At 43.9% G+C, this 23,943-nt stretch carries 20 protein-coding genes and 1 pseudogene; 8 read left to right on the forward strand and 13 right to left on the reverse strand.

Annotated features, from left to right (window positions below; all coding sequences use genetic code 11):
* Positions 1 to 28: 28 nt before the first annotated feature.
* The 3 genes and pseudogenes from MHN02_RS15990 to MHN02_RS16000 all read left to right on the forward strand — a co-directional run.
* Entirely contained in the window at positions 29 to 694 is a 666-nt protein-coding gene (locus MHN02_RS15990) for an amino acid adenylation (RefSeq protein ID WP_239247332.1), read from the forward strand.
* Positions 695 to 907: 213 nt separating this feature from the next.
* A complete protein-coding gene (locus tag MHN02_RS15995) occupies positions 908 to 1,660 on the forward strand; it encodes an Arm DNA-binding domain-containing protein (RefSeq protein ID WP_239247334.1) in 753 nt (250 codons plus the stop codon).
* 12 nt (positions 1,661 to 1,672) lie between these two features.
* Positions 1,673 to 2,188 (forward strand): annotated as a pseudogene (locus MHN02_RS16000) (tyrosine-type recombinase/integrase); the annotation flags it as partial.
* A 108-nt stretch (positions 2,189 to 2,296) separates the two neighbouring features.
* Here MHN02_RS16000 and MHN02_RS16005 read toward each other — a convergent pair.
* The 4 genes from MHN02_RS16005 to MHN02_RS16020 all read right to left on the reverse strand — a co-directional run bounded on the left by MHN02_RS16005 (position 2,297) and on the right by MHN02_RS16020 (position 9,357).
* On the reverse strand, positions 2,297 to 2,671 hold the full coding sequence (locus MHN02_RS16005) for a hypothetical protein (RefSeq protein WP_239247336.1): 375 nt from the start codon (positions 2,669 to 2,671) through the stop codon (positions 2,297 to 2,299).
* Positions 2,672 to 3,126: 455 nt separating this feature from the next.
* Positions 3,127 to 4,632 (reverse strand): tryptophan halogenase family protein, encoded by a 1,506-nt coding sequence (locus MHN02_RS16010; RefSeq protein WP_239247338.1) that lies wholly within the window; start codon positions 4,630 to 4,632, stop codon positions 3,127 to 3,129.
* The gene (locus MHN02_RS16015) at positions 4,610 to 6,283 is read right to left on the reverse strand and encodes a tryptophan halogenase family protein (RefSeq protein ID WP_239247340.1); all 1,674 of its coding nucleotides are present in this window, start codon (positions 6,281 to 6,283) and stop codon (positions 4,610 to 4,612) included. Before MHN02_RS16015 ends, MHN02_RS16010 begins: the two co-directional genes overlap by 23 nt.
* 143 nt (positions 6,284 to 6,426) lie before the next feature.
* Entirely contained in the window at positions 6,427 to 9,357 is a 2,931-nt protein-coding gene (locus MHN02_RS16020) for a TonB-dependent receptor (RefSeq protein WP_014977831.1), read from the reverse strand.
* A 526-nt stretch (positions 9,358 to 9,883) separates the two neighbouring features.
* On the opposite strand from MHN02_RS16020, the gene MHN02_RS16025 reads away from it, so the two are divergent.
* The 3 genes from MHN02_RS16025 to MHN02_RS16035 are packed head-to-tail and all read left to right on the forward strand — an operon-like array spanning position 9,884 to position 13,893.
* On the forward strand, positions 9,884 to 11,221 hold the full coding sequence (locus MHN02_RS16025) for a GH1 family beta-glucosidase (RefSeq protein ID WP_239247342.1): 1,338 nt from the start codon (positions 9,884 to 9,886) through the stop codon (positions 11,219 to 11,221).
* Positions 11,222 to 11,238: 17 nt separating this feature from the next.
* Positions 11,239 to 12,846 carry an MFS transporter gene (locus MHN02_RS16030; RefSeq protein ID WP_069945250.1) on the forward strand — a complete coding sequence of 536 codons (1,608 nt, stop codon included), beginning with the start codon at positions 11,239 to 11,241 and terminating at the stop codon, positions 12,844 to 12,846.
* Between the two features lie 45 nt (positions 12,847 to 12,891).
* A complete protein-coding gene (locus tag MHN02_RS16035; RefSeq protein WP_014977832.1) occupies positions 12,892 to 13,893 on the forward strand; it encodes a LacI family DNA-binding transcriptional regulator in 1,002 nt (333 codons plus the stop codon).
* Between the two features lie 140 nt (positions 13,894 to 14,033).
* Here MHN02_RS16035 and MHN02_RS16040 read toward each other — a convergent pair whose 3' ends face one another.
* Positions 14,034 to 15,203, reverse strand: coding sequence for a heparan-alpha-glucosaminide N-acetyltransferase domain-containing protein (locus tag MHN02_RS16040; RefSeq protein WP_239247344.1), 1,170 nt, complete (start codon positions 15,201 to 15,203; stop codon positions 14,034 to 14,036).
* Between the two features lie 201 nt (positions 15,204 to 15,404).
* On the opposite strand from MHN02_RS16040, the gene MHN02_RS16045 reads away from it, so the two are divergent.
* Complete coding sequence (locus tag MHN02_RS16045; protein ID WP_014951441.1) at positions 15,405 to 15,872, forward strand: nuclear transport factor 2 family protein; 468 nt, start codon at positions 15,405 to 15,407, stop codon at positions 15,870 to 15,872.
* A 52-nt stretch (positions 15,873 to 15,924) separates the two neighbouring features.
* Here the strand turns inward: MHN02_RS16045 and MHN02_RS16050 are convergent, their stop codons facing one another.
* The 3 genes from MHN02_RS16050 to MHN02_RS16060 all read right to left on the reverse strand — a co-directional run bounded on the left by MHN02_RS16050 (position 15,925) and on the right by MHN02_RS16060 (position 18,522).
* Positions 15,925 to 16,566, reverse strand: coding sequence for an OmpA family protein (locus MHN02_RS16050; protein ID WP_171337474.1), 642 nt, complete (start codon positions 16,564 to 16,566; stop codon positions 15,925 to 15,927).
* Between the two features lie 350 nt (positions 16,567 to 16,916).
* A complete protein-coding gene (locus tag MHN02_RS16055; protein ID WP_171337475.1) occupies positions 16,917 to 18,116 on the reverse strand; it encodes an HD-GYP domain-containing protein in 1,200 nt (399 codons plus the stop codon).
* A 67-nt stretch (positions 18,117 to 18,183) separates the two neighbouring features.
* The gene (locus MHN02_RS16060; protein ID WP_171337476.1) at positions 18,184 to 18,522 is read right to left on the reverse strand and encodes an MGMT family protein; all 339 of its coding nucleotides are present in this window, start codon (positions 18,520 to 18,522) and stop codon (positions 18,184 to 18,186) included.
* A 79-nt stretch (positions 18,523 to 18,601) separates the two neighbouring features.
* Between MHN02_RS16060 and MHN02_RS16065 the strand changes: the two genes are divergently transcribed.
* Positions 18,602 to 19,183, forward strand: a complete 582-nt coding sequence (locus MHN02_RS16065; RefSeq protein ID WP_171337477.1) for a tRNA-uridine aminocarboxypropyltransferase — start codon at positions 18,602 to 18,604, stop codon at positions 19,181 to 19,183.
* Between the two features lie 23 nt (positions 19,184 to 19,206).
* Here MHN02_RS16065 and MHN02_RS16070 read toward each other — a convergent pair whose 3' ends face one another.
* The 5 genes from MHN02_RS16070 to atpG all read right to left on the reverse strand — a co-directional run bounded on the left by MHN02_RS16070 (position 19,207) and on the right by atpG (position 23,909).
* Positions 19,207 to 19,806 carry a glutathione S-transferase family protein gene (locus MHN02_RS16070; protein ID WP_039228873.1) on the reverse strand — a complete coding sequence of 200 codons (600 nt, stop codon included), beginning with the start codon at positions 19,804 to 19,806 and terminating at the stop codon, positions 19,207 to 19,209.
* Between the two features lie 163 nt (positions 19,807 to 19,969).
* Complete coding sequence (locus tag MHN02_RS16075; protein WP_171337478.1) at positions 19,970 to 20,956, reverse strand: hypothetical protein; 987 nt, start codon at positions 20,954 to 20,956, stop codon at positions 19,970 to 19,972.
* A 199-nt stretch (positions 20,957 to 21,155) separates the two neighbouring features.
* Positions 21,156 to 21,569 carry a F0F1 ATP synthase subunit epsilon gene (locus MHN02_RS16080; RefSeq protein WP_171337479.1) on the reverse strand — a complete coding sequence of 138 codons (414 nt, stop codon included), beginning with the start codon at positions 21,567 to 21,569 and terminating at the stop codon, positions 21,156 to 21,158.
* A gap of 60 nt (positions 21,570 to 21,629) precedes the next feature.
* Entirely contained in the window at positions 21,630 to 23,015 is a 1,386-nt protein-coding gene (gene atpD, locus MHN02_RS16085) for a F0F1 ATP synthase subunit beta (protein WP_014951449.1), read from the reverse strand.
* A 33-nt stretch (positions 23,016 to 23,048) separates the two neighbouring features.
* Positions 23,049 to 23,909: a F0F1 ATP synthase subunit gamma gene (gene atpG, locus MHN02_RS16090; protein ID WP_171337480.1), complete on the reverse strand. Its 861-nt coding sequence runs from the start codon at positions 23,907 to 23,909 to the stop codon at positions 23,049 to 23,051.
* Positions 23,910 to 23,943: the final 34 nt, after the last annotated feature.

Genomic DNA, 23,943 nt, shown 5'->3' on the forward strand with positions numbered 1-23,943 from the left:
CTAACATTCAATCAAATTACTCCATCCCATGAACTTACTATTTAGTGCTAGCAATGCGCTCAACAAATGGTTGGGCGCTGACCTGCCGAGATTGCCCGCGGAAGCTAATAGACAAGCAGGTGTAAATACCCTTGCCTCTTATCCCAGTCGATTGTCTTGGCAGGTTCATATTATTGATAATCAATACCAGTCAATGGACAAAACCATTATTGCTTGCGAAGCAAACAGTCGCTTTACGTTTTTTGTGGCTGTCAGTTGTAAATTGTCGTTGGCAGAATTGACCGATTCATTGCAAATGGAGTGGCAGTCGGCCTTAGCTGAGACATTGAACTACTATCGATTACTGCCAAATTCGGACATTGCCTTCTTGCTAAGCAAGTTATCTGACATTGTTTTTGACATTAATTGGGTGAAAAATACTGATCTCAGTATTAATGGCCATATCAGTGATGCGGGTTTATGGGTTACCGATACACTCGACGCTCAAAGACTCCGTTCGTTGACACCAGAAGTCGCTACAGATCTGGCAATCCATTTGAATACTCAAACCAAACGCATTAAAAAGAGGAAAGAAAAGTTTATTCCGGTAGAACGACTATTAGACTACTGCACCAACCTAACTAACGACGATAGGCAAGATAACCGATTCAATAGCCGAAACATCATCCATCTTAACGATTTCAGACCTAAGTGACTTTCGCTTTTTATGATGTTTGGGCTTTGCTTCTGCTCATAAATTATTTATCAGTCCTAATACCAACAGTCCTTAACCTCTAGTTGTGAGGCGGATTATTTATTGCCTCTAATAATCGTGAAAAATTTTTGGAAAGTATTTATTGCAGCTAATTGGAGAATTGATGATCCCGTGTTTTGATATTCAACGAAGTCAAAACAGAGGACAATTCAAATGACTAAACGACCGAAAACATACACTGAAAAGCAAGTCACAAAATTAGTGGAAAAGGGTAAAAGAGGCAGATATTACGTCAGCCAAAATCTTTACCTGCTAGTCAAAGACAAAGGCATCGCATCGTGGTTTTTGCGACGCCAATTCAAGAACAAGCGTATCGAAAAGAAGATAGGGAACTATGCCTCTAACAATATCTATTTTCTCGACTATGTGGATGCAATTGAGCTTGCAACCAAGCATCAGAGAACTTTCGACTTAGGGTTAAATCCATTTGAGCAACAACATGCTTTGGTTAACACATTGGATGAGCTAGTTAGTTGCTATTTGAACAGTCAAAGTGGCAGATACATCAAGGAGCAAGAGATTTATGCTCGTGAAATACAGCCATTGTTGGGAAACAAGCTTTTGACTGAAATCACCCGCAATGATTTGGAGACTGTGCTGAAAGCAATGGTTGATGCCGACAGAAAATCAATTGCGTTGCGTGCTATGTATTTTTTTAGAACACTTTTCAACTATGCAAGTACACACAAACTAGTTATCGAAAATGTATCAGCTCACCTTAAACCCCATCTGCATGCTGCAAATGATGGAGAGCTAAGAGACGTGGTGTTGTCTGAATCGGAAATCGAGAAGGTATTCAACATTTTCCAACAATTCCCAGAACAAGCCCCTTTAAGAAATCAAATTGCCATCGCTCTATATCTCATGTTCGGTTGCCGAAAAAGCGAGTTATTAAAAGCCAAGTGAAGTGATTTCGATGTTACTAGACAAGAACTAACCCTAAGACCGACTAAGAGAGGAAGTGAAGAACTCATAATCGTAATACCAGATACCATAATGCCACTATTGAACGCACTAAAGGCAATGTCACAGAACTCTCCATTCTTGTTTCCTTCAGTAAAAGGCTCAAAATCAGGACACCTAAGTGAGAGTACATTGAACAATATGCTTAAAAAATTCTTTGGGAAGCATAAGACCCAGTCTGTTAGTTTTGAAAACCCAATGGGTGCTGCTGGCGTGAAACACTTCTGGATCCATGATTTGAGACGAACGTTCACATCGCATGCAAACGATCTTGGTGCTGATAGTGATGTAACCGATCGTTGTTTAAACCATAAAAAGCGTGGTAAAAAACGAATCTATGATAAGTCCATTAGAAAAAATCAAAGAGCCGCCGTCTACTCGCAAATGGCAGAGTTGATTTATCCACTTACAAATCTTTCACAATATATAGAGGAGCAATGTAAACTCAACAGTGAACTAAAATCGGCTTGATCCGGTTACCAACAAGAGCTTAAGCTCAAACAAATTGGATATGTAGACGGCAATAACGAATAATAGCAATACTCTACATGTCTAATTTGAAGAAACACCTTCACACTGTTAACGCTTACTCAGTTCTCTTTTCAACAGTTCAATTGCTCCTAGTTTATTCTGGTGCTGAGAGGCATTATAGGTACACTGTACTGTGATACCACTTGGAATATGCTTCACCTGAACACCGACATGCACACCTAAGTTCTTAGTTTTCTCTGATTCGACGATAGTAAATTCGATATCGTTGGCGTCAATAGGAACATTTTTCATCTCACGAAGTAACAACATATTCTCAACACTAGCATTGATATGCGATTTACAACGGAAAAGATACGCTTTCTTAATTGCCTTGGTGACCGGGTCAACGGATACGATCTCCGTGCTAACCGCCACACTTGGATTAGCACATGCGCTGCACTCCTGAGATTTGAAATTGGTCACAATACTTTCTGTTACGATGATTAAAAGAAAACCCTATCAGCTTTTCTCAGCGATGCAATTTGGTTGTGCTTTGATACTAAATACCAGAAATAAGTCACTTTCAATTCTGTATTAATTCCCCCTAGTTTAGGGTGACATTACATGTATATTGGGCTAGAGTAGATATCGAACAAATGTGGGGAACAGGTTGCCATCAGTGGCGATGTGGTGACTTCTCCCAAAATCAACATAGCTAACTTGTTACAAAATTTAGATCTTTTGGTCCCAATCCTCTGCTAAATTCAGAATATCGAGTAATTAAAAGCAGACTCAAACTCATTCAATAAATAACACCAAACCCAGCTTTCTAGCTGGGTTTGAGACTTCTGTAGGGCGTTTGGTAGCTCGTCGGTTACGAGCTGCTTAAGTCACTGTTGACGCGCTACCTGCCGCCAACATCTAACGCTTCTAATAACTCATCTCAGATACTGTGTTAAGAAGGCCTCATGCGAGGGGAGTTTAGCTACGTGTTTATCCACTTGCTGCTTTAATCCTGCCATAAACTGCTTAAGTGACTGTTCACTCATCTCATCGGCAACACGATGATACTGGCTAGGTGTCATGCCTTGGCCCATTAATACTTGGGTCCAGGAATCAACACGGAAAATATCTCCGTCATCTAAAAACACGCGGCCAGACTCGGCAAATAAAGCCAATTTATGCTCAAGTGACGTCGGAATCTCCATGCGTTGGCATTGTTGCCAAAAGGGGCTGTCCTCGCGCTGTGTCACCTTGTAATGCATAACAATAAAATCGAGTATGGCCGACATTTCGCTATCAAACTTATTATTGTATTCGTCGATTGCGCTTTGGGTTATGCCATCGAAAGGGAATAGGCGCATTAAGCGTATAAGGCCAGTCATGATTAGATGTATGCTGGTCGACTCTAAAGGCTCAATAAAGCCACTGGATAGCCCTAGCGCCACGCAGTTTTTATTCCAACCACGCCTGCGTTTTCCAGGCGTAAAACGAATCACTCTAGGCTCATTAATTGCTGCGCCTGTCACCTGAGATTTAAGTATACCTATGGCGTCTTCATCGCTCATAAAGCGGCTACAAAATACCAATCCATTACCCATTCGCTCTTGAAGTGGTATCTGCCAGCGCCACCCCGCCTTATGGGCCACGCTTTTGGTGTATGGCACGGGTGGGGCTGTAAGCTCAGTTTGCATAGCTACCGCACTATCGCAAAAAAGATAGTGTCGCCAATCGTCGTAACCGGTGTGAAGCGCCTGTTCAATAAGCAGCCCTTTAAAGCCCGTACAGTCTATAAAGAAGTCACCGTTTATCACTTCTCCGCTTGCTAATTGAAGGGACTGAATGTTGCCTGCTTGTTGGCATACAGCGACCTTTTCTATGTCTCCTTCCTTGTGCGTAACCCCAGCTTCACACGCTAGAGACTTTAAAAATCGACCGTAGGCAACAGCATCAAAATGATAGGCAAAGTTAAGCGGCATGGCTTCTGATGTGGCGAACTTGCTCTGTTTAGCGGCAATCAGTTCCGGGCAATAATCACCAAATTCACCACCAAATCCGTATTCTTTAGCCCTCAGCCAAAAATGATGAAACTCGCCAGCCCAACACTCTCTTCCGGTAATACCAAACGAATGGATATAGCTGTGACCCTGTTCACGCCAGTTTTCAAACTCAATACCCAGTTTGAATGTGGCTTGGGTAGCGCGCATAAATGCTTTTTCGTCGATGCCCAGTAATTTGTGAAATGTTCTTATCGGCGGAATAGTGGCCTCGCCCACACCTACAATCCCAATATCTTTCGACTCGACTAGCGTAACGTTTATTGATTGCCCCAAAAGCCGTGACAGCGCTGTGGCCGCCATCCACCCTGCAGTACCGCCACCCGCAATAACAACGCTCTTAACGGGCGTTTGATTTTTACTGCTATCTAAACCCGATACGGTCATAAGAGGTGTCCTTTTTATCTGAAGTATTTTTTATGTCATTACAACTCGAAACTGAAGCGTGTTCGTTCTTTTCACGTTGAACAAGCGAGGGCACGTGTTGTTTTTCATTGTTGTAGCGCTTTGCAATATCATTGAGCAAAACTCTGTTAGACGGCAATCCCTGCAGATAAGCGTTTTTGGTTTGTTGTAAGGTTTCGCGAATGTGAACTGCTTTACGCTTATGCTCTTCATTTAGCCGTAAAGGCGATGTAGAAGAAGAAAAGCCCATTCCATATAGTACATACTGATAGCTAGCAGAGGGGAAAATCTCTTCGTTCTCGATAAGATCTAAGCGTGAAGGGCTTTGATACTTCCACAGTTCAAGCAATTCAGCGAGGGAATCGGGTATGGACGACTTCTCTCTTTGCGCTAACCAATACGGCTCTTCTCTATCGCTTAAAGCATAATGTAGTTTTAGAAAGTCGATAACGCGCTGCCAGCGATATGCAAAGCGCGAGTTGTAGCGCTTACTGACTATTTCCATGTGTGCTTTGTTTTGCGGAAAAGCCTCACAGAGCATACGTAAGCCAAGTTCGACCATGGCAATGGCTGATGCTTCAAGCGGTTCAACAAACCCCGAAGACATACCTAAGCTCAAACAGTTTTTTACCCAAAACTGTGATCTATAGCCAGGCTCAAAGGAAAGTGTACGAAAAGAAAGCTCTGCATCTTGTGCACTAGGGTAGCGTTCACGAACGTAGTCAATCAGCACCTGCTTTGCTTGATCTTCATTTGTGAATTGAGAAGAGTAAACTAGGCCTACACCTCGGCGGTGCTGCAACGCAATATCCCACGTCCACCCACAGGTTTGTGCAGTGGCCACTGTGGTACTTTTTATTTCTGTGTCGGTACCAGAATAAGGCACTTGAAGCGCAACGGCGCGATCGTTAAGCATTGTGCGCTTAACGGGTATCCAAGGAATAGCAAAGTGTTTATTGATGAGCAGGCCGCTGTGGCCTGAACAGTCAATAAATAGATCGCCAACTATTTTTTTCCCGTCCTTTGTTGATACGCTTTCAATATCTCCGTTTTGATGAGAGTGAACACTGTCAACATGACCAACGACGTGAGCGACATTTAACTTGTCTACGCAATGATTTTTTAACAGCTCAGCAAGCTTTGTGGCGTCGAAATGGTAACCATAATTGAGCACATGGGCGTAGTCCGGCGTAGCAATTTGCTTTGGCGCCTTGCCTGCGGCACACATGGCGGCTTGTAACGAAAACACATCTTCGTACGATGTGTTTGGTGCGATTGATTTCCAACATGTATAAATATCGAGCTCGTTGTAGCCTGTTGGAACGGTAAATGGATGATAATAGCAGTGCCCGCCTTTACGCCAATTAACAAAGCTGGAGCCTTGCTTGAAAGCGCCATGACACACCGTTAAGAATTCCGTTTCACTAATACCAATATCAAGAAGGGTATCGCGCAGTGACGGCCAAGAGCCTTCGCCCACACCTAAAGAAGGGATGTTGGGTGACTCTATCAAGGTAACGGTGTGATTCGCGCTTAGTTTTGCGGCAAGTATCCCTGCAGCAAGCCACCCTGCGGTACCACCACCGACAATGACAACCCGATGCATACTGCTATGACTTTCGTTATCACTCATACGTTAAGAACCACGATATGCCCCACTGCACTTCTACAAACATGTTCAGTCGATTTTCTGGTTGCTATTTAAACAGCACTATGACAAAAAAACCCGCTAAAGCGCAACCCTAAGCACTTTAGCGGGTAAACACACCCCAATCGTTAAAACTTGTAGCGAACTCCCAGTGCATAGCGAGCGCCAAGCTCATCTAATTTCCACAACATAGCACTTGTTCTGCCGTGTCTACGGATATTTTCATCTGTGATGTTTATCCCTTCAAATGACACCGTAAGATCTTCGGTGATGTCGTAAGAAACATTGAAGTCGATTTGTGAATAGTCTTCGGTATAGCCCGGCTCATTAATGTACTGAGAGGTTGTATCAAGGAACTTATCACGCCAGTTGTAGGCAATACGCGCTTGCAAAGCATCTTTCTCATACATCAAGATGAGGTTTGCTGTGTCACTTAGTCCCACAAGGGCAAACTGAGTTATCGATGGATTTGCGTCATTATCAAAACCAATATCACCTTGCACTGTGGTGTAGTTAGCCAGTACCCCGAAGCCGCTATCACCAAAGAAGTGTTGCGCAGCAAGTTCGAAACCGTAAATATTCGCCGCTTTATTGTTAACAGGTTTAGAGTTAATGAAGGTAATCAACGGATCTTCGCTATTGGGCAGCACATCGAATTGCTGCTCAAACTGCTCGTCAGTCAACGAGTCATACTCGATACCGTTTTCCATCGCAGCAACCATGTTAAACAATGACGTGTCATTAATTGGAATACCACGCGCCTCTAATTCAGCGCGAGCCGCCTCTGCACGCGGTCCATTGGTAACGTCTCTCAACCCAAAGATATTTTCTTCAACTTGTTCATTACCGATAAAGTTCTTAACACGCTTATCGTAAAAACCAACCGACACATAGCTTGTCTCATCGAAATAATATTCGAATGAAAGATCAAGGTTGTCTGATTCTAATGGTATCAGCGATGGGTTACCTGAACTCGCGGTGGCGGTAATGCTGTCAGTAAGAATTGTCGGCCCGCTTTGAGGCGATACTGTCGCAGCGGCGCTCAAGTTGTTGTACGTGGGTCGCGCTATTGTCTTACTGTAAGAGAATCGTGCAATCATGTTTTCAACAACTTCGATATCGAAATCTAATGCAGGAAGTACATGGTCGTAACTTGATTCAACTTCAACATCTTCCATGTCGCTTCCAAAGCGGACGTTGAAGTCATTATTACCTTCCCACGCAATGCCGCTAGGTAAACTTATATTTGCAATTGAAGTTACATCGGTATTTTCGTAGCGTACACCTGCCAACAGGTTGTACTCCATGCCGTTTAACTCGCCAGATAAATCCAATTCGAAATAAACCGCTGTTATGTCTTCTTCAATAGTACGGTTAGTTGCAAACGGGTTGTTGGCAAGAAAATCAAAACCGTATTCTTGAGCAGCAAATGCACCAATTTGCGCAACGCTACCGGTAAAGCCCTGAGAGAACATCCCCTCAGTATTGAAATCGCTAAACTCACTCGCCAAATCCAGCGGTGTTAAAGAACCAGCAGGAAGCTCACCCGGGTTCTCAATTCCCCAGTTGCCCATGGTGTGGCGAGTTAGAGATTGGAGCGATGTGCTCTCCATTGAGCGTGACTCAATACCAAAGTTAATGCTTCCGGTATCCATAACGTAAGAGCCATCAAGACGAGCTTGAGTAATTTCGGTGTCTTGCGACGAGAAATTCATGTCCAATATCGATGTACCTACATCATCTTGGTCAAGCACGCCATTTCCGTTAAGATTATCACGAGCTTCATCGTCAAAATCGACGAACATAATAGGGAAGTCGCCTCTGAAATCGACACCTTGCCCTTTAACTACGTTTGCGCCTAAACCAAGATTTGTCCACGTTCCATAGGGCGCATCTGGGCGTCCTTCTGCCGTCGAATTATGAAGGTCGAAGACTAGAGTTAGCTCGTCATTTACGAAGTACTCAAGGTTTAAGCCGATCGACTTGTTTTCGTTAACTTGGTTTAGTTCTTGAAGCGCCAAGCCTAGATCACGAGGTAGCAAATCTCGGCGTTCTTGAGTTATCAATACTGGCGTTTTTACCGTTTCATCATCAAAGGTTAGTTCGGTGAAGTACCTATCATCCATCCATATCGATTGCTCGGCTCGAGCTTCGTATAAGTCTTGCTTTGAATAGGTGTAATCAAGCGTGGCCGTCATTTTTTCTGAAGGAGCAAACTGGAACGTTAGCTGTGCATTCGTTCTTTCACGCTCTCGGTCTGCCATGTAATAACGTAAATCTGAGGGAATGGCGAAAAGCTGTCCCATGGCTGGTGCGTTGTTCAGCACAATTGGGTCACCGCTATCTGGGTTCGCTGGATCAGGTGATTGGGGCACCGTGCCATCAAATGGATTTACGCGCCACTCGTTCACAAACGCACCTTGTGCAGCACTGTCACGCTGTTGGAATGAACCGGTAAACGTAACGCCAAAGGTATTGTCATCATTGAGGTAATTGATAAAGCCTGAGACTTCAGGCGTAACATCATCACCTACACGGTTAGTCGTATCATGCAGTGCTTTTGCGCCTACACTTGCGGTAATGCCATTGTCAGATGCTTGAAAGGGACGTGCTGTTCGTATATTTACCGTAGCCCCAATCCCCCCAGTTGCAATACTCGCTCTACCTGTTTTGTACACTTCAACCGCTCTAACACTTTCAGAAGCAAGGTCAGAAAAATCGAAGGCGCGAGAATTTGCTGCTCCGCCACCACCAGGTAACGCAGAACCAGGCATCGTACGTCCATTCAGCGTTACCATATTAAAGTCAGGTCCAAAACCACGCGCTGTGACTTGGCTTCCTTCACCATTATTCCGACTAATTGAAATACCAGTAATACGCTGTAGTGACTCTGCTAAGTTAGTATCAGGAAATTTACCAATATCTTCTGCTGAGATGGCATCAACAACACCAGCAGAGTCACGCTTGATACCCATCGACTCTTGAACACTACTTCGTATACCTGATACCTGAATAACTTCTATGTCTTTTTCTGTTTCTTGCGCCGTCGCAGATGACATCACACCGCTACTCAAAGCGGTCCCGAGTATCAATGACAAACTTGCTGCGATCTTGCTTTTATTTGGTGTTGTTTGTGTCACGGTCTATCTCTCTTTAATAGTGGCTTTTATGTGTGTTATGAACCTTACGCGCTGCCAGAAAGGGCTTTCCCAAAGAGAAACTAGAACACCCAGACATAAGAAAGCGCTTTCCGCACATTAATTCAACAAAAGTTTAAGATCAACACATTTTTTACAATTAATTCACAGGCAACAACTATATCGGAGAACACTAAACTCCTCATAAAAAATAACAAAACTATTATATTCAACACCTTATAATAAAAACAAAAATCTATTAGATTCCTGTGATAGCCATAGAAATATTATCAGTCACTTAATTCCATTAACGTAAAAATGACATAAATATGAGAAAGCGCTTTCTAATTGTTTTTTATTTGTGCTATAAACCGCTTTGTTATTTCAGATTCATTGTACTGCCAGCATCCGTTTAGAATTTGTGCAGTAAGAAAAAGGTTATCGACATATGAACAGCATTTCGCTTCCCGCAGGCAGTCCCTTACTCAAAAATTCGTTTCTTTATGGAACTGCCACGTCAAGTTTTCAGATAGAAGGGGATGTCGAAAACCGTCTCGAATGTATTTGGGATAGATTTTGTGAACGGCCTTCAGCCATTGCTGATCACTCCAATGGCGATGCCGCCTGTGATCATATTGCTCGCTGGAGAGAAGATTTCGACATTTTGTTAGACTTAAATGTAGACGCTTACCGTTTCTCTATTTCTTGGCCGCGCGTTATCACTCAAGAAGGTGAGCTAAACCCAAAAGGCATTGCCTTTTATAAAACGCTAGTTGATGCGTTAAATGAAAAAGGCATTAAGCCATTTGTTACCCTTTATCACTGGGATCTCCCTCAGCACCTGGAAGATAAGGGTGGGTGGCTTTACCGACAAACTGCTTTTGCATTTGAAGACTATGTTGACAAAATAACACAGGCGTTAGGCGAGTCCGTTTTTTCCTATGCAACGTTCAATGAACCTTTTTGCAGTGCTTATTTAGGGTATGAAATAGGCGTACACGCCCCGGGCAGAACGGGTAGAAAATACGGAAGAACTGCGGCTCATCACATTTTGCTAGCACACGGCCTTGGGATGAAGGTGCTTAGAAAAAATGTCCCAAATAGCGAAGCCGGTATAGTATTGAATTTTACGCCATGCTACCCCGCTACACAAAAGAAAGAAGACCTCTTAGCCACCCGCAAAGCAGATGACTATATCAACCAATGGTATATGCAGCCTGTAATGGAGGGAAGCTACCCCGAAGTGTTATTTGATATAGACGAAGCGGATAGACCACCAGTTGAAGCTGGTGATATGGAGACAATCTGTCAGCCCATCGATTTCTTAGGGGTAAATTTCTACACGCGATTACACTATTCTGCGCCCAAAGAGAAAGGCGCATTGTATTTCGAGCATCCTCATCAAGGTCCATTGACCGATATTGGTTGGGAAATCTATCCAAAAGCGCTTTATGATTTACTTACTTCATTAAACGAACGATATACGCTCCCTCCCATTTTTATAACTGAAAATGGTGCTGCAATGGCAGACGAACTCAAAGATGGTCTTGTTAATGATGTGGATCGGGTTGATTACTACGATGCCCATTTAAACATGGTACACAACGCAGTGATTGATGGAGTAGAAGTGAGTGGTTACTTCGCATGGAGCCTCCTTGATAACTTCGAGTGGGCGGAAGGATATGAAAAGCGATTTGGGCTAGTTTATGTGGATTTTGAAACGCAAAAGCGTACGCTTAAACTTAGCGCCAATGCTTATAAAGCGCTCATAGCAAGTCGAACATAACAACAGTGGAAATAGCAATGAACCATAAGCTGACATTAAAAGAAAAAGTGGGTTATGGCATGGGCGACGCTGCGGCCAATTTAGTTTGGCGGGGCGCACTTGCATATTTGGCGGTATTTTATACCGATACGTTCGGTATTACAGCCGCTGCAGCTGCGATGCTATTTCTTGTCGTTCGTCTTTCTGACGGTGTGACCGATATTATCATGGGAATGATTGCTGACAGAACCCAGACTAAGATGGGAAAGTTTCGCCCTTGGATATTAGGCTCCACTCCTTTTCTTGGCCTTTTCATGGTCCTTTGCTTTACCACACCTGATCTCTCGTATTCAGGCAAACTCATTTACGCTTACCTGACCTACATCGGACTAACCTTAGCGTATACGGTTAATAATGTACCGTACTCAGCGCTAATGGGCGTGATGACCAGTGATGATAGAGAGCGTACAAGTTTGTCTGGCTTTCGTTTTGCTGGGGCATTCTTTGGTGGACTGCTTGTTATGGGTTGTTTGCCTATGCTGGTGGACTTGCTAGGCCAAGGGAACACTGCTGTAGGGTATCAATATACCATGTGGTTGTTTGCCACGTTGCTTGTCATATTAATGTGTGTAACAGTTTTTACCACGAAAGAGCGCGTTACGTTGCAGCAGGTTTCAAAGCCTCAAGACACTAAACTGGACTCTCCAAAAACAGAGACAGGTACCCAAGTAGCGCCCGCTCCTCGTTCACTAACATCTGAACTCATCGACTTGGGAAAGCAACTACCGTTAATTCTAGTTCCTCTTTCAGCAATAACCGCCTTCTTTTATTATCGAGACGTTGTAACTGGGGCAATCTTCATTACTGTTATAGCGCTTACTACTATTGCAATTAAACGGTTAACTCGCCGACCGGATGCCGAAAACACCCGTTCTCAGCAGGATATTATCGACCTGCTTTCCAATAAACCCTGGCTAATTCTGTTAGGAATGGGTTTTCTAACCATGATGTTTAATGGCATCAAATATGGCGTTATTGCCTACTATTTCAAATATTACATGGGCAATGAGCTACTCACAGGCTACTTTTTCATTTCACTGCTGGTAGTGTCGATTTTCGGCGCATTAGCAACGTCCAAATTAGCCGCTATGTTTGGTCGCAAGAAGCTCTTTATTATCGCGCTGTTAGCAAGTAGCGTATTGACCTCTGGCATTTATTTTGTTCCTCAGAAAAGCGTGAGCGCCATATTCATTCTAGGTTGCAGTGCAGAGTTTTTTGCCGCCATATTGCCTACCTTATTTTTCTCTATGCTAGGAGACTCGGCAGACTACAGCGAATATAAGACAGGTCGAAGAGCCACCGGACTCGTCTACTCTGCAGGCTCTTTTGTTCAAAAAACAGGGGGAGGCTTTGCAGGGGCGCTCGTCTTGCTAGTATTGGGAAGCTATGGCTATAACGGTCTTGATATCAATACAATTGATCAAACGCTTCCAGGTATGAAGTCTTTAATGAGTTGGATACCGGCGCTATTTGGCTTTGCTGGCGCAGCGTTAATCTGTCTGTACCCATTAAATGACGAAAAACAAAAAGAAGTTACACAAGCTTTACTCTCTCGACGTAGCGAACAACCGCCGATATCGGCATAATACAGTCAGTTAGAGTGATTGTTTTAGAGAACGAGGTCTTATCACGTGCCCACCATTTATCAAGTTGCCGAGCGTGCAGGTGTTTCTTTATCTACGGTATCCCGCGTATTAAATGGTAAGGCTTCGGTAAACAAAGTACTGAAAGAACGCGTAGAGAAAGCGGTTAAAGAGCTAAATTACCGTCCAAACTCTGTCGCTCGTTCATTGGCAAATAACCGCACTGACAGCGTCGGGGTACTTGTACCTGAACTCAACGCCCCGTTTTTTGGCGATCTGATGCAAGCTGTAGAGTCAACGCTGCGCGCTGCAGATAAACATGTCATTATTTCGGTAGGACGAAATTGCCTAGAAACAGAGAAAGATGCGGTAGAGTTTCTTATTAGCCGTAACTGCGATGCACTCATCATGCATGCAGAAGCATTATCCGATGAGTATTTATTGGAGTTAAACCAGTCGAAACTTCCCGTTGCTTTGGTTAACAGACAGGTAGAAGGGCTACCTGAGGCATGCACTAGCCTCGATAATGAAAAGGGTGGATATCTGGCTACCCGCCACTTACTCGAGCTAGGCCATAAAGACATTGCATATATTTCTGGACCGACTGACAAGTGTGACGCGAGCTTGCGCTTGGAAGGACATAAACGCGCCTTGTCGGAAGCAGGGTTGCCCATAAACCCACAGTTGATATTTAACGGCGACTATTCTGAAGAAGACGGGAAGATTGGTTTGTTAGAGCTCATGGCGCGCGATGTGCCTTTCACGGCTTTAGTGTGCGCCAACGATTGGATGGCATCGGGTGCGATAAGCTGCGCGAGAGATTTAGGCATGAGCCTTCCCCATGACTTGTCTGTGGTCGGTTTCGATGACGTGGTATTTGCCCACCATGTTTTTCCTCGTCTTACCACGGTGAGTAACCCAATTGCGGAAATGGCTGAAATGTCAGCCAAGTACATACTTAATAAAGTATATGGTCAGGCTAATAACGTTCAGCTGTATTTCGAACCTTCCTTGGTTGTTCGGGAGTCTACGGTAAAACATGAAGGATGAAGCCAAGTTGGTAAGTCGTAAACCGACTTTCATCTAAACTCTTAATTAAAACTTTCAATTAAGCGCCTTTCGCTCCCAATAGCGCACTTTGCTACCCACCTTAATGATGATACGACCCACAATAGACGCGAAGGCCTGTCTTACAAGTATTTAAGCCAAGGGGCGTGGTGCTTTGATTTATAGGCGCTAAACCATTTAACAGGGAAATAAAGCACTAAACTAAGGCCAGCAGCTATTAACCATATTTGCCAAATATGGTCTACGCCCACGTATTTTCCTTTATTCGCCTCCCAAATAAAGAATGCAATACCGTACATCACCAGCAATACGTACAAATGCAGGATGTAGAAAAACATCGGGACCGAGCCAAAGGTGTCAAGAAACGCAAACTGCGTATCCTTAACGCGCTCGAAAGCAAACAACAATAGAAACATGCCGGCCAGTGTAAAGAGCAAAAATGCTAAAGACGGGGGGTACTTAGTCAAATTAAGTAATGACATCAACGTAGTGATGGCACTTTGTTGTAGCTCCCAAGGCAAGGTCTCACCATAAATATTTAAACCGCGAAGTAGGAAAAATAGGCTGAGCGACACTGCAAATAAACCAAGCAACCACCGACCGCGTCGCGCTTTATCAAGCTGTTGACTGTAAAGAGGCCCACATGCATAACCGAGCAGTATTACCCCTATCCAAGGAAGCACGGGATAACTCACTTTAATGTTTAGGGCGGCTGACTGAAGTATATATCCTCTATCGTGCAGCATTGTCCAAAGCGTATAGCCTGTTTCATGTGGAACATAGCTAATTGGCGTTAGTGCATTATGTCCAAAGACAATTAAGAGGCCTAAAATGAGCAACAGAGTTCTTGGAAGATAACTCAATACAGCCAGAGCAATCATGCTGATACCTATGGCCCACATCACCTGAAGATAAAGCGTTTGGAAACTCGCCCCCCAGCTAAACGTAATAAATGTGACCTCTAAGAACAAAATAAACAATCCACGCTTAATTAAGAACTCTCTGACATTACGTGTCGGCTTAGCCTTATTCGCTGAGTCCATTGGATTGGGATAGAGCCATGCAGACAGCCCCGTCAAAAACACGAATGTGGGTGCGCAGTAATGGGCGGCTAACCGTGTGAAAAATAGAGAAGGTGACGTAGTATCGATATCCATAGGATCAGATACCTGCAAATGCAGAAAAAAGCGCTCTCGCACGTGATCGATAAGCATAATCAGCATGACCAAGCCACGCATCATATCGATGCTTCGAATACGGTTTCGTTGAATACTAGAAGACATTTTAGCCATTACATCAAGGAGGAAATATTTGCTATCAACACAACTTCGTTCAGAATTTAGCGGTAGTTTTAGCCACTTACAGCATCGATAGTTAAACGATTAACCCAATGCTATAACATTGCAGTAAACAGTGGCAATTATTTGCTTCGAATATACTAATGATGCGTTCAACAGCATAATAAGAAATACTAGAAGAAAAACGGAGTCACTATGAAATATCTATTGTTGGGTCTGGTCATGCTTGCTGTTGCGACGACGGCCGTTGCGAACAACGACCGCGACGCAGTGAATCAGACACTTAATGCTCTACATCACAATGCGTCTATTGCAGACTTTGAGCAGTATTTTGGTTTGTATCACGACAGCGCGATCTTTATTGGCACCGACGCATCTGAGGTATGGACCAAAGAAGCGTTTAAGGCGTATGCCAAACCTCACTTTGACAAGGGCAGAGGATGGACATACCACCCGCGAGACAGGCATATCTATTTTTCCCCTAATCACGATGTAGCTTGGTTCGATGAGCTGCTCGATAATGAAAGCCTGGGAGAAACACGAGGCACGGGTGTCTTAATAAAAGAGGGAGCGAAGTGGAAAGTAACCCAATACCATTTAACGATCCCTATCCCCAACGCGCTTGCAGATAGCGTTGCTAATCAAATTAAAACCATGCGATAAAAAAAGCCCCGACGTAACGGGGCCTTTGTTTCTCTTTAGGTCTTAACTACCTTTAGGTATTAGACTGTGTGAGTGGTTGAATTTCCATCTCTACTCGACGGTTCATCGAGCGGTTTGCTGCACTATTGTTAGGTACTTTAGGTGCGTATTCGCCCATACCTACCGTCGTGATACGCGTCGGGTTAACAGAATAGTTAATTAGTAAATTCTTAACCGCTCCTGCACGACGCTCAGATAAAGACTGGTTGTACTGCTCAGAGCCAGTGTCATCCGTATGACCTTTGATCATAAGAACGGTTTTTTCGTAGTTGTTTACGACTTTGGCAACATCTTGAAGAACCGGATTGAAGTTAGGGCTAATGCTAGAACTGTCAGTAGCAAAGGTAATGTCGCCCGGCATGATCAATCGCAGATTATCGCCTTCGCGCACAACTTGAACGCCAGTATCAGAAAGCTCATTTCGAAGATCTTCTTCCTGTTTGTCCATGTAGTTACCTATCGCACCACCTGCGATTGCACCTACCGCAGCGCCCCACGCATAACGACTTTTATCGTTATCACCTGTCGCTTTACCCAGCAATGCGCCTACTACCGCACCAATAGCGGCACCTTTTTGCGTATTATTCGGATCGGTTGCGCAACCTGCTACCGTTAGTGACGCGGCAATCAAACTTACAGCAAGAGTCTTTTTCATAACTTCCTCTTATTTCAATTAAGAGCTTAATATTGATGAGTTTCATTTATCCATTGCCACTCTCAATAAGCTCAGTGTTAGTTTTGCATTAAACAACTACATTGATAGCAATTAGCGTTCCACTGGCAAATATTCTGTATGTAAGCAATAACAAGTATCTGAGCGCCACGAGTTCGCTTCCTGCTTAACTTTTTTTAAAGATCAGCACTTAAAGGCACTACAGCACTTCATGTTTAGAGGATTGTAGGACATCAAACCTGAACGTTAGCTAAATGAACGTTGGAATAAAGAAGAAAAAATGCGTTGGTACACAGTGTAAATACTACACTGTGTTGCTAAAAAGTAACATTTTAGCCTATTGAAACTGAACGCTCAAAAAATGCGTTCACATCAATCTTATAGTCAGACGCTATGACGGCCTTGTTGATACTGATTGTTTTATCCGATGATAGGTCAACATCTTTCGGCGTTAGATAGTGGTTACTGCGAACCGAATAAAAAACCTTTACGAGTGGCGTAAGCGGGGAGTCTCTCTGTTCAAGCACCATCGCTAATTTATCATTTGATAATAGAACTAGGCTCCCTACGGGATAAACGCCCAGACACTTTATAAACTGTTGAACAAGCGACTGGTCAAGACGCGTTGGCGCATCACTCATCAAAATAGAGAATGCCTTTTGGCTAGACATACCGGCCTTATACACCCGGTCCGCGGTGAGTGCATCGTACATATCGGCAATGGCAAGCATTCGGCCCGCTTGGCTAATATCCTCACCTTTGGTCCCAGCAGGGTAGCCTAAGCCATCCAATCGCTCATGATGCTCACTAATCGCTTGAATCAGTGGCTGCGCAATTTCCGTACTTTTTAAATAGTCGACCCCGTGCTTTACATGACCTTTCATGATCTCCATTTCGCTGTCTGTAAGGCGGCCTGGCTTATGAAGAATTTCATCTGGAATTTTGATTTTGCCCAAGTCGTGTAGAAAGCCAGCATAGGAGAGGTCTTGCACCTCTTCTTCAGACATCCCTAAATACTTGCCAAAATTGGCGAGTAAAATAGCGACGTTCAGAGAATGCTCTAGTAAATAGTCGTCTTTTTCTCGAATTTTAGTTAGACAAAGCAACGCATCGGGGTTTCTATCTACCGACTCGACTAACTTATTTGAAAATGCTTTGGGAATACTCGCATCAAAAGGCGTCTCTTTTTGTACATTGGCAAGTAACAGCTTTTGAATTGCCTTTCCTTGCTCGTGAAGCTTTGCGGCTTTTACCAGCTCATTTTCGAGTGATACTTTTTTTGATTTTACCGGCTGATCAGAAGGCGAGTTTTGGTGCTTTTCCACAGTGGCCGATGAGCTAGGTCGCTCAACGTCAAACGCCTTATCTGTATCAATGGCGAGGGTTTTCACACCTCGCTTTTTAAGTGTTTCAACCACATCACCAGACGTAACGCGTCCTTGGCTCGTAACCGTCAACGCACCTTTTTGCTCTAAAATTTGATGAACAAACATGCCTGGCACTAACTGATCAATAGTAATCTTTTTTATCATCTTATATGCACTGCACTATATTAATCGCCATATATTTGCTAACTGCTCTCATATAAAAAGTGAAAGCTCAGTACTCTAACTCTACTAGTATAGTGTGTAAATCTGGCTTCCAACCAAACTTCGTCATATTCACTCGGTAGTTTTTAACGACCACACCTTCCTCTGCTAATCGCTCTCGCTGCTCATCCGCTTTATCAGAGCCAACAGGAAAAGCGATTTTACCGTCAGCGCGTAGTACGCGATGCCAGTGGCAGTCAGCATTTATCTCTCTTAAACACTTTCCCATCATTCTAGCTCTGCCGGGTAAGCCACACAGGTCGGCGAGCAAGGCGTAACTTATTACTTGTCCCTCAGGCACTAAAGAAAGCGTTTTCTCTACTCGAGATTGTACTGCTTCATTCGGCATGTTGTATATTATCCTATCTATTAAGTTACTTAGTTAATAAGTGCGATAAACGTTCAAAAGAGAATAAAGAAATTCAGTTATGCGCCTTTATTGTGAACACTGTGGATATCCTCAAAAAACCTGTATTTGCTCTCACATTAACACAGTAGATACATCGTTAGAGATTGTGATAATTCAACACGAAAAAGAAGCACTTCACGCCAAGAATACGGCGCGCTTAGTTTCATTGTGTATTCCTTCGACGCGAATCATACTTGCTAATGATGTCGTCGCTATGCAATCCCTATCCGAACACTGCTCACGTCGACATTCAGTGCTTGTTTACCCAAGTGAATGCAGTACACCGATAGAAAATGTCGATGCCGTTGCACGTTCTGAGATCACAACGCTAATTCTAATAGATGGAAGTTGGAAACAAGCATTTGGTCTAGTTAAACAGAACCCATGGTTAACAAAGTTACCAGCGTTTCACTTCATTTCTGCACCCACTTCTAACTATGCTATTCGTCATACAACATTAAGCAATGCACTTTCTACGCTAGAAGCAACAGCTTATGCACTACAGTGCTTAGATCAAATCGACGTTTCTGGGCTTTACAGAGCACAGAGAGCCTTACAAGATAAGTGGCAAGGCCCTATGTCACATAGAAGGCATTTGTAGCGTAGAACTTAGTTTAGCGCACGTTACGCGTTCATGGGAATGAAGCCCTTTTGATCTTTGACTAAACTTATCCAATTTCGAATGGCAGGATAGGCGGAAAGGTCAAACCCGCCCTCGTGGGCAACGTGGGTATAGGCAAACAATGAAATATCCGCAAGAGTTAACGTGTCACCTAGCAAAAACGGCGTAGTTTTAAGTTGATGCTCCATGACAGCTAGTGCGCGATATCCACCCGCTTGTTTAGATTCGTACTCCGCTTTCCTGTCCTCGGGTAGCCCTAAATAAACATTGATGTAACGAGCAACGGCGATATAAGGCTCGTGACTATATTGTTCGAAAAACTGCCACTGTAAAAGTTGCGAAAAACTATAGGGAGAAGAGGGGATTAAAGGAGTGTTAGATGCTAGATAGTGCATGATGGCATTGGATTCTGACAACACCCTGCCGTCGTCTAGTTCAAGCAACGGAATTTTCCCATTAGGGGTCTTTTCTAGGAAAGAAGGAGCGCGTGTTTCTCCTTTCATAATGTCCACATCAATCCATTCGCAGGTTTTACCTAACAAAGAAAGAAGCAGTTGGAGCTTGTAACAGTTTCCTGAACGCGTGTCGCCGTATATTCGCACAATGATATCTCTATGACCTAAGAAGATTTACCATAACAACGCAATGTGAATACGACAATTATTAATAGCTGTTAGAGTGCGAGAAGGGATTAAGCGAGCCTTGTCTAGATACCACATAGACCGCTGCGAAAAGATAAGGCTAAGAACAACAGACCCGAATAGACTAATGATAGCGAGGGAGTTGAATTAACCACTCAACAATGAACAACAGAACCCAAGAAATCGGTATTAACGCAATACACGCAGCCACTCTAGCCTTATCTCTTGGGGCAAAAACCCGCGCCCCCATTTTTAAGACTCGTTCTTTTTCGCTTTCTAGTTGCTCAATTGACGCAGCTGTAGAGAATTCTTCGTGCTTTGCACATCGTTTAATACCGTCTTCTATGTTTTCCTCTAGGTGCAGAACAGCAGCTTTCTGCTCTTTCTCAAGCATACTTCTAAGCTTTATTACCGGCCAAAATAGATAAACGCTCACTATCCCCGTGAAGAACGTCACTACTAGTACATCAATGGAAGGAATGTCTTTTTTCAACCAAAAGATAGGAAAGATGGCCAGTGCCCCCATCGCAAATATGCTGTTAGTTGTTCCTAATTTTAAAATCGTCATGATGGACTTAAGTCGGTCAATATTTCCACCGGCTTGGGGCAAAACTTTAGAAGTTAGGTACTTAATGTTGGAGGAGATCTGAAACAAAAATAAAATGGCCAAGAACCAAAAGGGGACGGCTGTGGCCGTTAAGAATAAAACGTGTATTTCTTGTTTTACCGTGATCAATCCTTCGAATATGCAGTACACAATCGTGATCATAATAGAAATGATGATTGCATTGAAAATATGGTGTCTAAATTCAATGGCGAGTTCTCGCCTATGCGCCGAAAACTGACTAAGCTGATTGGTTTTTACAAGCAAAGAAATAAGGGTGCTAGCCACGTTTTGATGCATTAAACGAAGCGCAAACCAAAAGTATCCTGTAATAAGCGACATACCAATAGCAGAGTTGAAGTCGCGCTGTGCACGTACATTTCCCACTTCAGGCCAATCTAACGCACCCGTAAAATAATGCACTGAAAGTAAAATCAGTGTTGTTAGCAGAGGAAAAAATCCAATAGAGGCACCTTTGTGCATGTTGGAATACGGGTTAAGCTTCATTTCTATAATTCGTTACAGGCAAAGGTGGCACTAGAATTAGCGCCTATTACGTTTTAATTTAAATCGGTTAAAACGCTCTAACGATAAGCTTTGTGTAGTGCGATAGCAATAAAAATAAACGTAAGAGAATGTGAACGACCACTTTTCGTTCGGCAATAAAAAACCCGCCATTTGGCGGGTTTTTTCAAAGCTGTGCTTTTTACTTGCGTAACTTCTGAATAAGACGAAGTTGAGCAATAGCTTCTGCAAGCTCGTGAGCTGCTTCAGCGTAGTTAAAGTCAGCGCCTGGGTTGGCGATGTGCTCTTCTGCACGTCGTTTGGCTTCTTCTGCTGCCTGCTCGTCAAGATCTTCAGCTCGAACCGCGGTATCAGCCAGTACGGTAACATTGCCAGGTTGTACTTCTAGTACACCACCAGCAACATAGATTACTTCTTCTTCACCGTGCTGTTTAACCAAACGCACCATACCAGGTTTAATAGCAGAGATAAGTGGCGCGTGCCTTGGGTGAATACCCAGCTCACCTTCGCTACCTGTCACCTGAATCGCTTCAACGCGACCTGAGAAAATCGCTTTCTCCGCGCTTACTACGTCCAAATGTACTGTCATTGCCATGTGAACCTCCTGATTAGGTACGTTAGCATGATGCTAGGCTAGCAACTGCTAGCCCTGTCATTATGCTTTCTTGGCTTTCTCTAGCGCTTCTTCGATAGAACCAACCATGTAGAAGGCCTGCTCTGGAAGGTGATCGTACTCACCGTCTAGAATGCCTTTGAAGCCACTGATTGTGTCTTTTAGCGATACATATTTACCAGGTGCACCAGTAAATACTTCTGCTACGAAGAACGGCTGAGATAGGAAACGCTGAATCTTACGAGCACGTGATACCACTTGCTTGTCTTCTTCAGATAGTTCGTCCATACCTAGGATCGCGATGATGTCTTTCAGCTCTTTATAGCGCTGAAGAACAGTCTGTACGCCACGTGCTACGTCATAGTGCTCTTGACCAATTACTAGAGGGTCTAGCTGACGAGACGTTGAATCTAGTGGGTCTACCGCAGGGTAGATACCAAGAGACGCGATATCACGAGAAAGTACTACCGTTGCATCCAAGTGAGCAAAGGTTGTCGCTGGAGATGGGTCAGTCAAGTCATCCGCAGGTACGTATACCGCTTGGATTGAAGTGATTGAACCTGTCTTCGTTGACGTAATACGTTCCTGAAGTACACCCATCTCTTCTGCTAGAGTAGGCTGGTAACCTACCGCGGATGGCATACGACCTAGAAGTGCTGATACTTCAGTACCTGCTAGGGTATAACGATAGATGTTATCTACGAAGAATAGAACGTCACGGCCTTCGTCACGGAACTTCTCAGCCATAGTTAGACCGGTTAGTGCAACACGTAGACGGTTACCCGGTGGCTCGTTCATCTGACCGTATACAAGCGATACCTTATCAAGTACGTTTGATTCGTTCATTTCGTGATAGAAGTCGTTACCCTCACGCGTACGCTCACCAACACCAGCGAATACTGAGAAACCGCTGTGCTCGATTGCGATGTTACGGATAAGTTCCATCATGTTTACGGTTTTACCTACACCCGCACCACCGAATAGACCAACTTTACCACCCTTAGCGAATGGACAAACCAAGTCGATTACTTTGATACCAGTTTCTAGTAGTTCTACCGAGCTAGACTGATCTTCGTAGCTAGGTGCTTCACGGTGAATAGACATACGCTCTTCTTCACCAATTGGGCCTGCTTCGTCGATTGGGTTACCCAATACGTCCATGATACGACCAAGTGTCTTCGTACCAACTGGAACCATGATTGGGTTACCGGTATTTTCTACTGCAAGACCACGTTTTAGTCCGTCAGTAGTACCTAGTGCGATGCCACGAACAACACCACCACCTAATTGCTGTTGCACTTCCAGGGTTAGACCTGACAAGTCACCTTCGGTAACTCGTAGTGCGTCATAAACTCTTGGTACCGCATCTTGTGGAAATTCAATATCCACAACGGCGCCAATGATTTGGACGACCTTACCTTGACTCATAATTTGTCCTCGTTATCTCTTTTAAACCTTTGCCTACACCGCTGCGGCACCGCTCACAATCTCACTGATTTCTTGTGTGATTGCAGCCTGACGCGCTTTGTTATATACCAGTTGTAACTCATCAATGAGGTTACCGGCGTTGTCGGTTGCTGCCTTCATGGCAACCATTCGCGCAGCTTGTTCTGACGCCGCGTTTTCTACAACACCCTGATACACCTGAGACTCAATGTAACGAACCATTAGTGCTTCCAAAATTTCTTTTGGATCTGGCTCGTAGATGTAGTCCCAACGATGTTGATATTCTTCGTCTTCTGACTTTGGCAAAGGCAATAACTGATTGATCACAGGTTTCTGTGTCATGGTGTTAACGAAGTCATTGAATACCAAGAATACTCGGTCAATTTTTCCTTCGTCGTACGCTTTAAGCATAACGCGTACAACACCCACTACATCGCTCACAGACGGTTTGTCACCTAAACCAGATTCAGCAGCAAGCAACTTGCCACCAAAGCGGTTGAAGAAACTGCACGCCTTAGAACCTAATGCAGCGAAATCCACTTCTACACCCTGTTCACGCCATTTTTTGACGTCTTGAGTGACGAGCTTAAATTCATTGGTGTTCAAGCCACCACATAAGCCTCGGTCAGTGGAAATCACAATGTAACCGACGCGCTTGACTTCACGCTCTTCCAAATAAGGATGGCGATATTCAAGGTTACCGTTTGCAATGTGACCAATCACTTTAAGCATATTTTGTGCATATGGACGGCCAGAAGCCATGCGTTCCTGCGCCTTTTTCATTTTAGACGCAGCAACCATTTCCATCGCACTGGTAATCTTCTGAGTATTTTTGATACTCCCAATCTTACCTTTTATTTCTTTACCGCTGGCCATGACTATCTCTCCGATTACTCAACGAATTGCGCTG

It is taken from the genome of Alteromonas sp. CNT1-28 (genome assembly GCF_022348345.1).
GTDB classification, from domain to species: domain Bacteria; phylum Pseudomonadota; class Gammaproteobacteria; order Enterobacterales; family Alteromonadaceae; genus Alteromonas; species Alteromonas macleodii.

What these genes read in the sequence shown, in the direction of transcription:
- MHN02_RS15990 (WP_239247332.1), top strand. Translation starts at nt 29, where the DNA reads ATGAACTTACTATTTAGTGCTAGCAATGCGCTCAACAAATGGTTGGGC.
- MHN02_RS15995 (WP_239247334.1), top strand. Translation starts at nt 908, where the DNA reads ATGACTAAACGACCGAAAACATACACTGAAAAGCAAGTCACAAAATTA.
- MHN02_RS16010 (WP_239247338.1), bottom strand. Translation starts at nt 4,632, where the DNA reads ATGACCGTATCGGGTTTAGATAGCAGTAAAAATCAAACGCCCGTTAAG.
- MHN02_RS16015 (WP_239247340.1), bottom strand. Translation starts at nt 6,283, where the DNA reads ATGAGTGATAACGAAAGTCATAGCAGTATGCATCGGGTTGTCATTGTC.
- MHN02_RS16020 (WP_014977831.1), bottom strand. Translation starts at nt 9,357, where the DNA reads ATGTCATCTGCGACGGCGCAAGAAACAGAAAAAGACATAGAAGTTATT.
- MHN02_RS16025 (WP_239247342.1), top strand. Translation starts at nt 9,884, where the DNA reads ATGAACAGCATTTCGCTTCCCGCAGGCAGTCCCTTACTCAAAAATTCG.
- MHN02_RS16030 (WP_069945250.1), top strand. Translation starts at nt 11,239, where the DNA reads ATGAACCATAAGCTGACATTAAAAGAAAAAGTGGGTTATGGCATGGGC.
- MHN02_RS16040 (WP_239247344.1), bottom strand. Translation starts at nt 15,203, where the DNA reads ATGGCTAAAATGTCTTCTAGTATTCAACGAAACCGTATTCGAAGCATC.
- MHN02_RS16045 (WP_014951441.1), top strand. Translation starts at nt 15,405, where the DNA reads ATGAAATATCTATTGTTGGGTCTGGTCATGCTTGCTGTTGCGACGACG.
- MHN02_RS16050 (WP_171337474.1), bottom strand. Translation starts at nt 16,566, where the DNA reads ATGAAAAAGACTCTTGCTGTAAGTTTGATTGCCGCGTCACTAACGGTA.
- MHN02_RS16055 (WP_171337475.1), bottom strand. Translation starts at nt 18,116, where the DNA reads ATGATAAAAAAGATTACTATTGATCAGTTAGTGCCAGGCATGTTTGTT.
- MHN02_RS16060 (WP_171337476.1), bottom strand. Translation starts at nt 18,522, where the DNA reads ATGCCGAATGAAGCAGTACAATCTCGAGTAGAGAAAACGCTTTCTTTA.
- MHN02_RS16065 (WP_171337477.1), top strand. Translation starts at nt 18,602, where the DNA reads ATGCGCCTTTATTGTGAACACTGTGGATATCCTCAAAAAACCTGTATT.
- MHN02_RS16075 (WP_171337478.1), bottom strand. Translation starts at nt 20,956, where the DNA reads ATGAAGCTTAACCCGTATTCCAACATGCACAAAGGTGCCTCTATTGGA.
- MHN02_RS16080 (WP_171337479.1), bottom strand. Translation starts at nt 21,569, where the DNA reads ATGGCAATGACAGTACATTTGGACGTAGTAAGCGCGGAGAAAGCGATT.
- atpD (WP_014951449.1), bottom strand. Translation starts at nt 23,015, where the DNA reads ATGAGTCAAGGTAAGGTCGTCCAAATCATTGGCGCCGTTGTGGATATT.
- atpG (WP_171337480.1), bottom strand. Translation starts at nt 23,909, where the DNA reads ATGGCCAGCGGTAAAGAAATAAAAGGTAAGATTGGGAGTATCAAAAAT.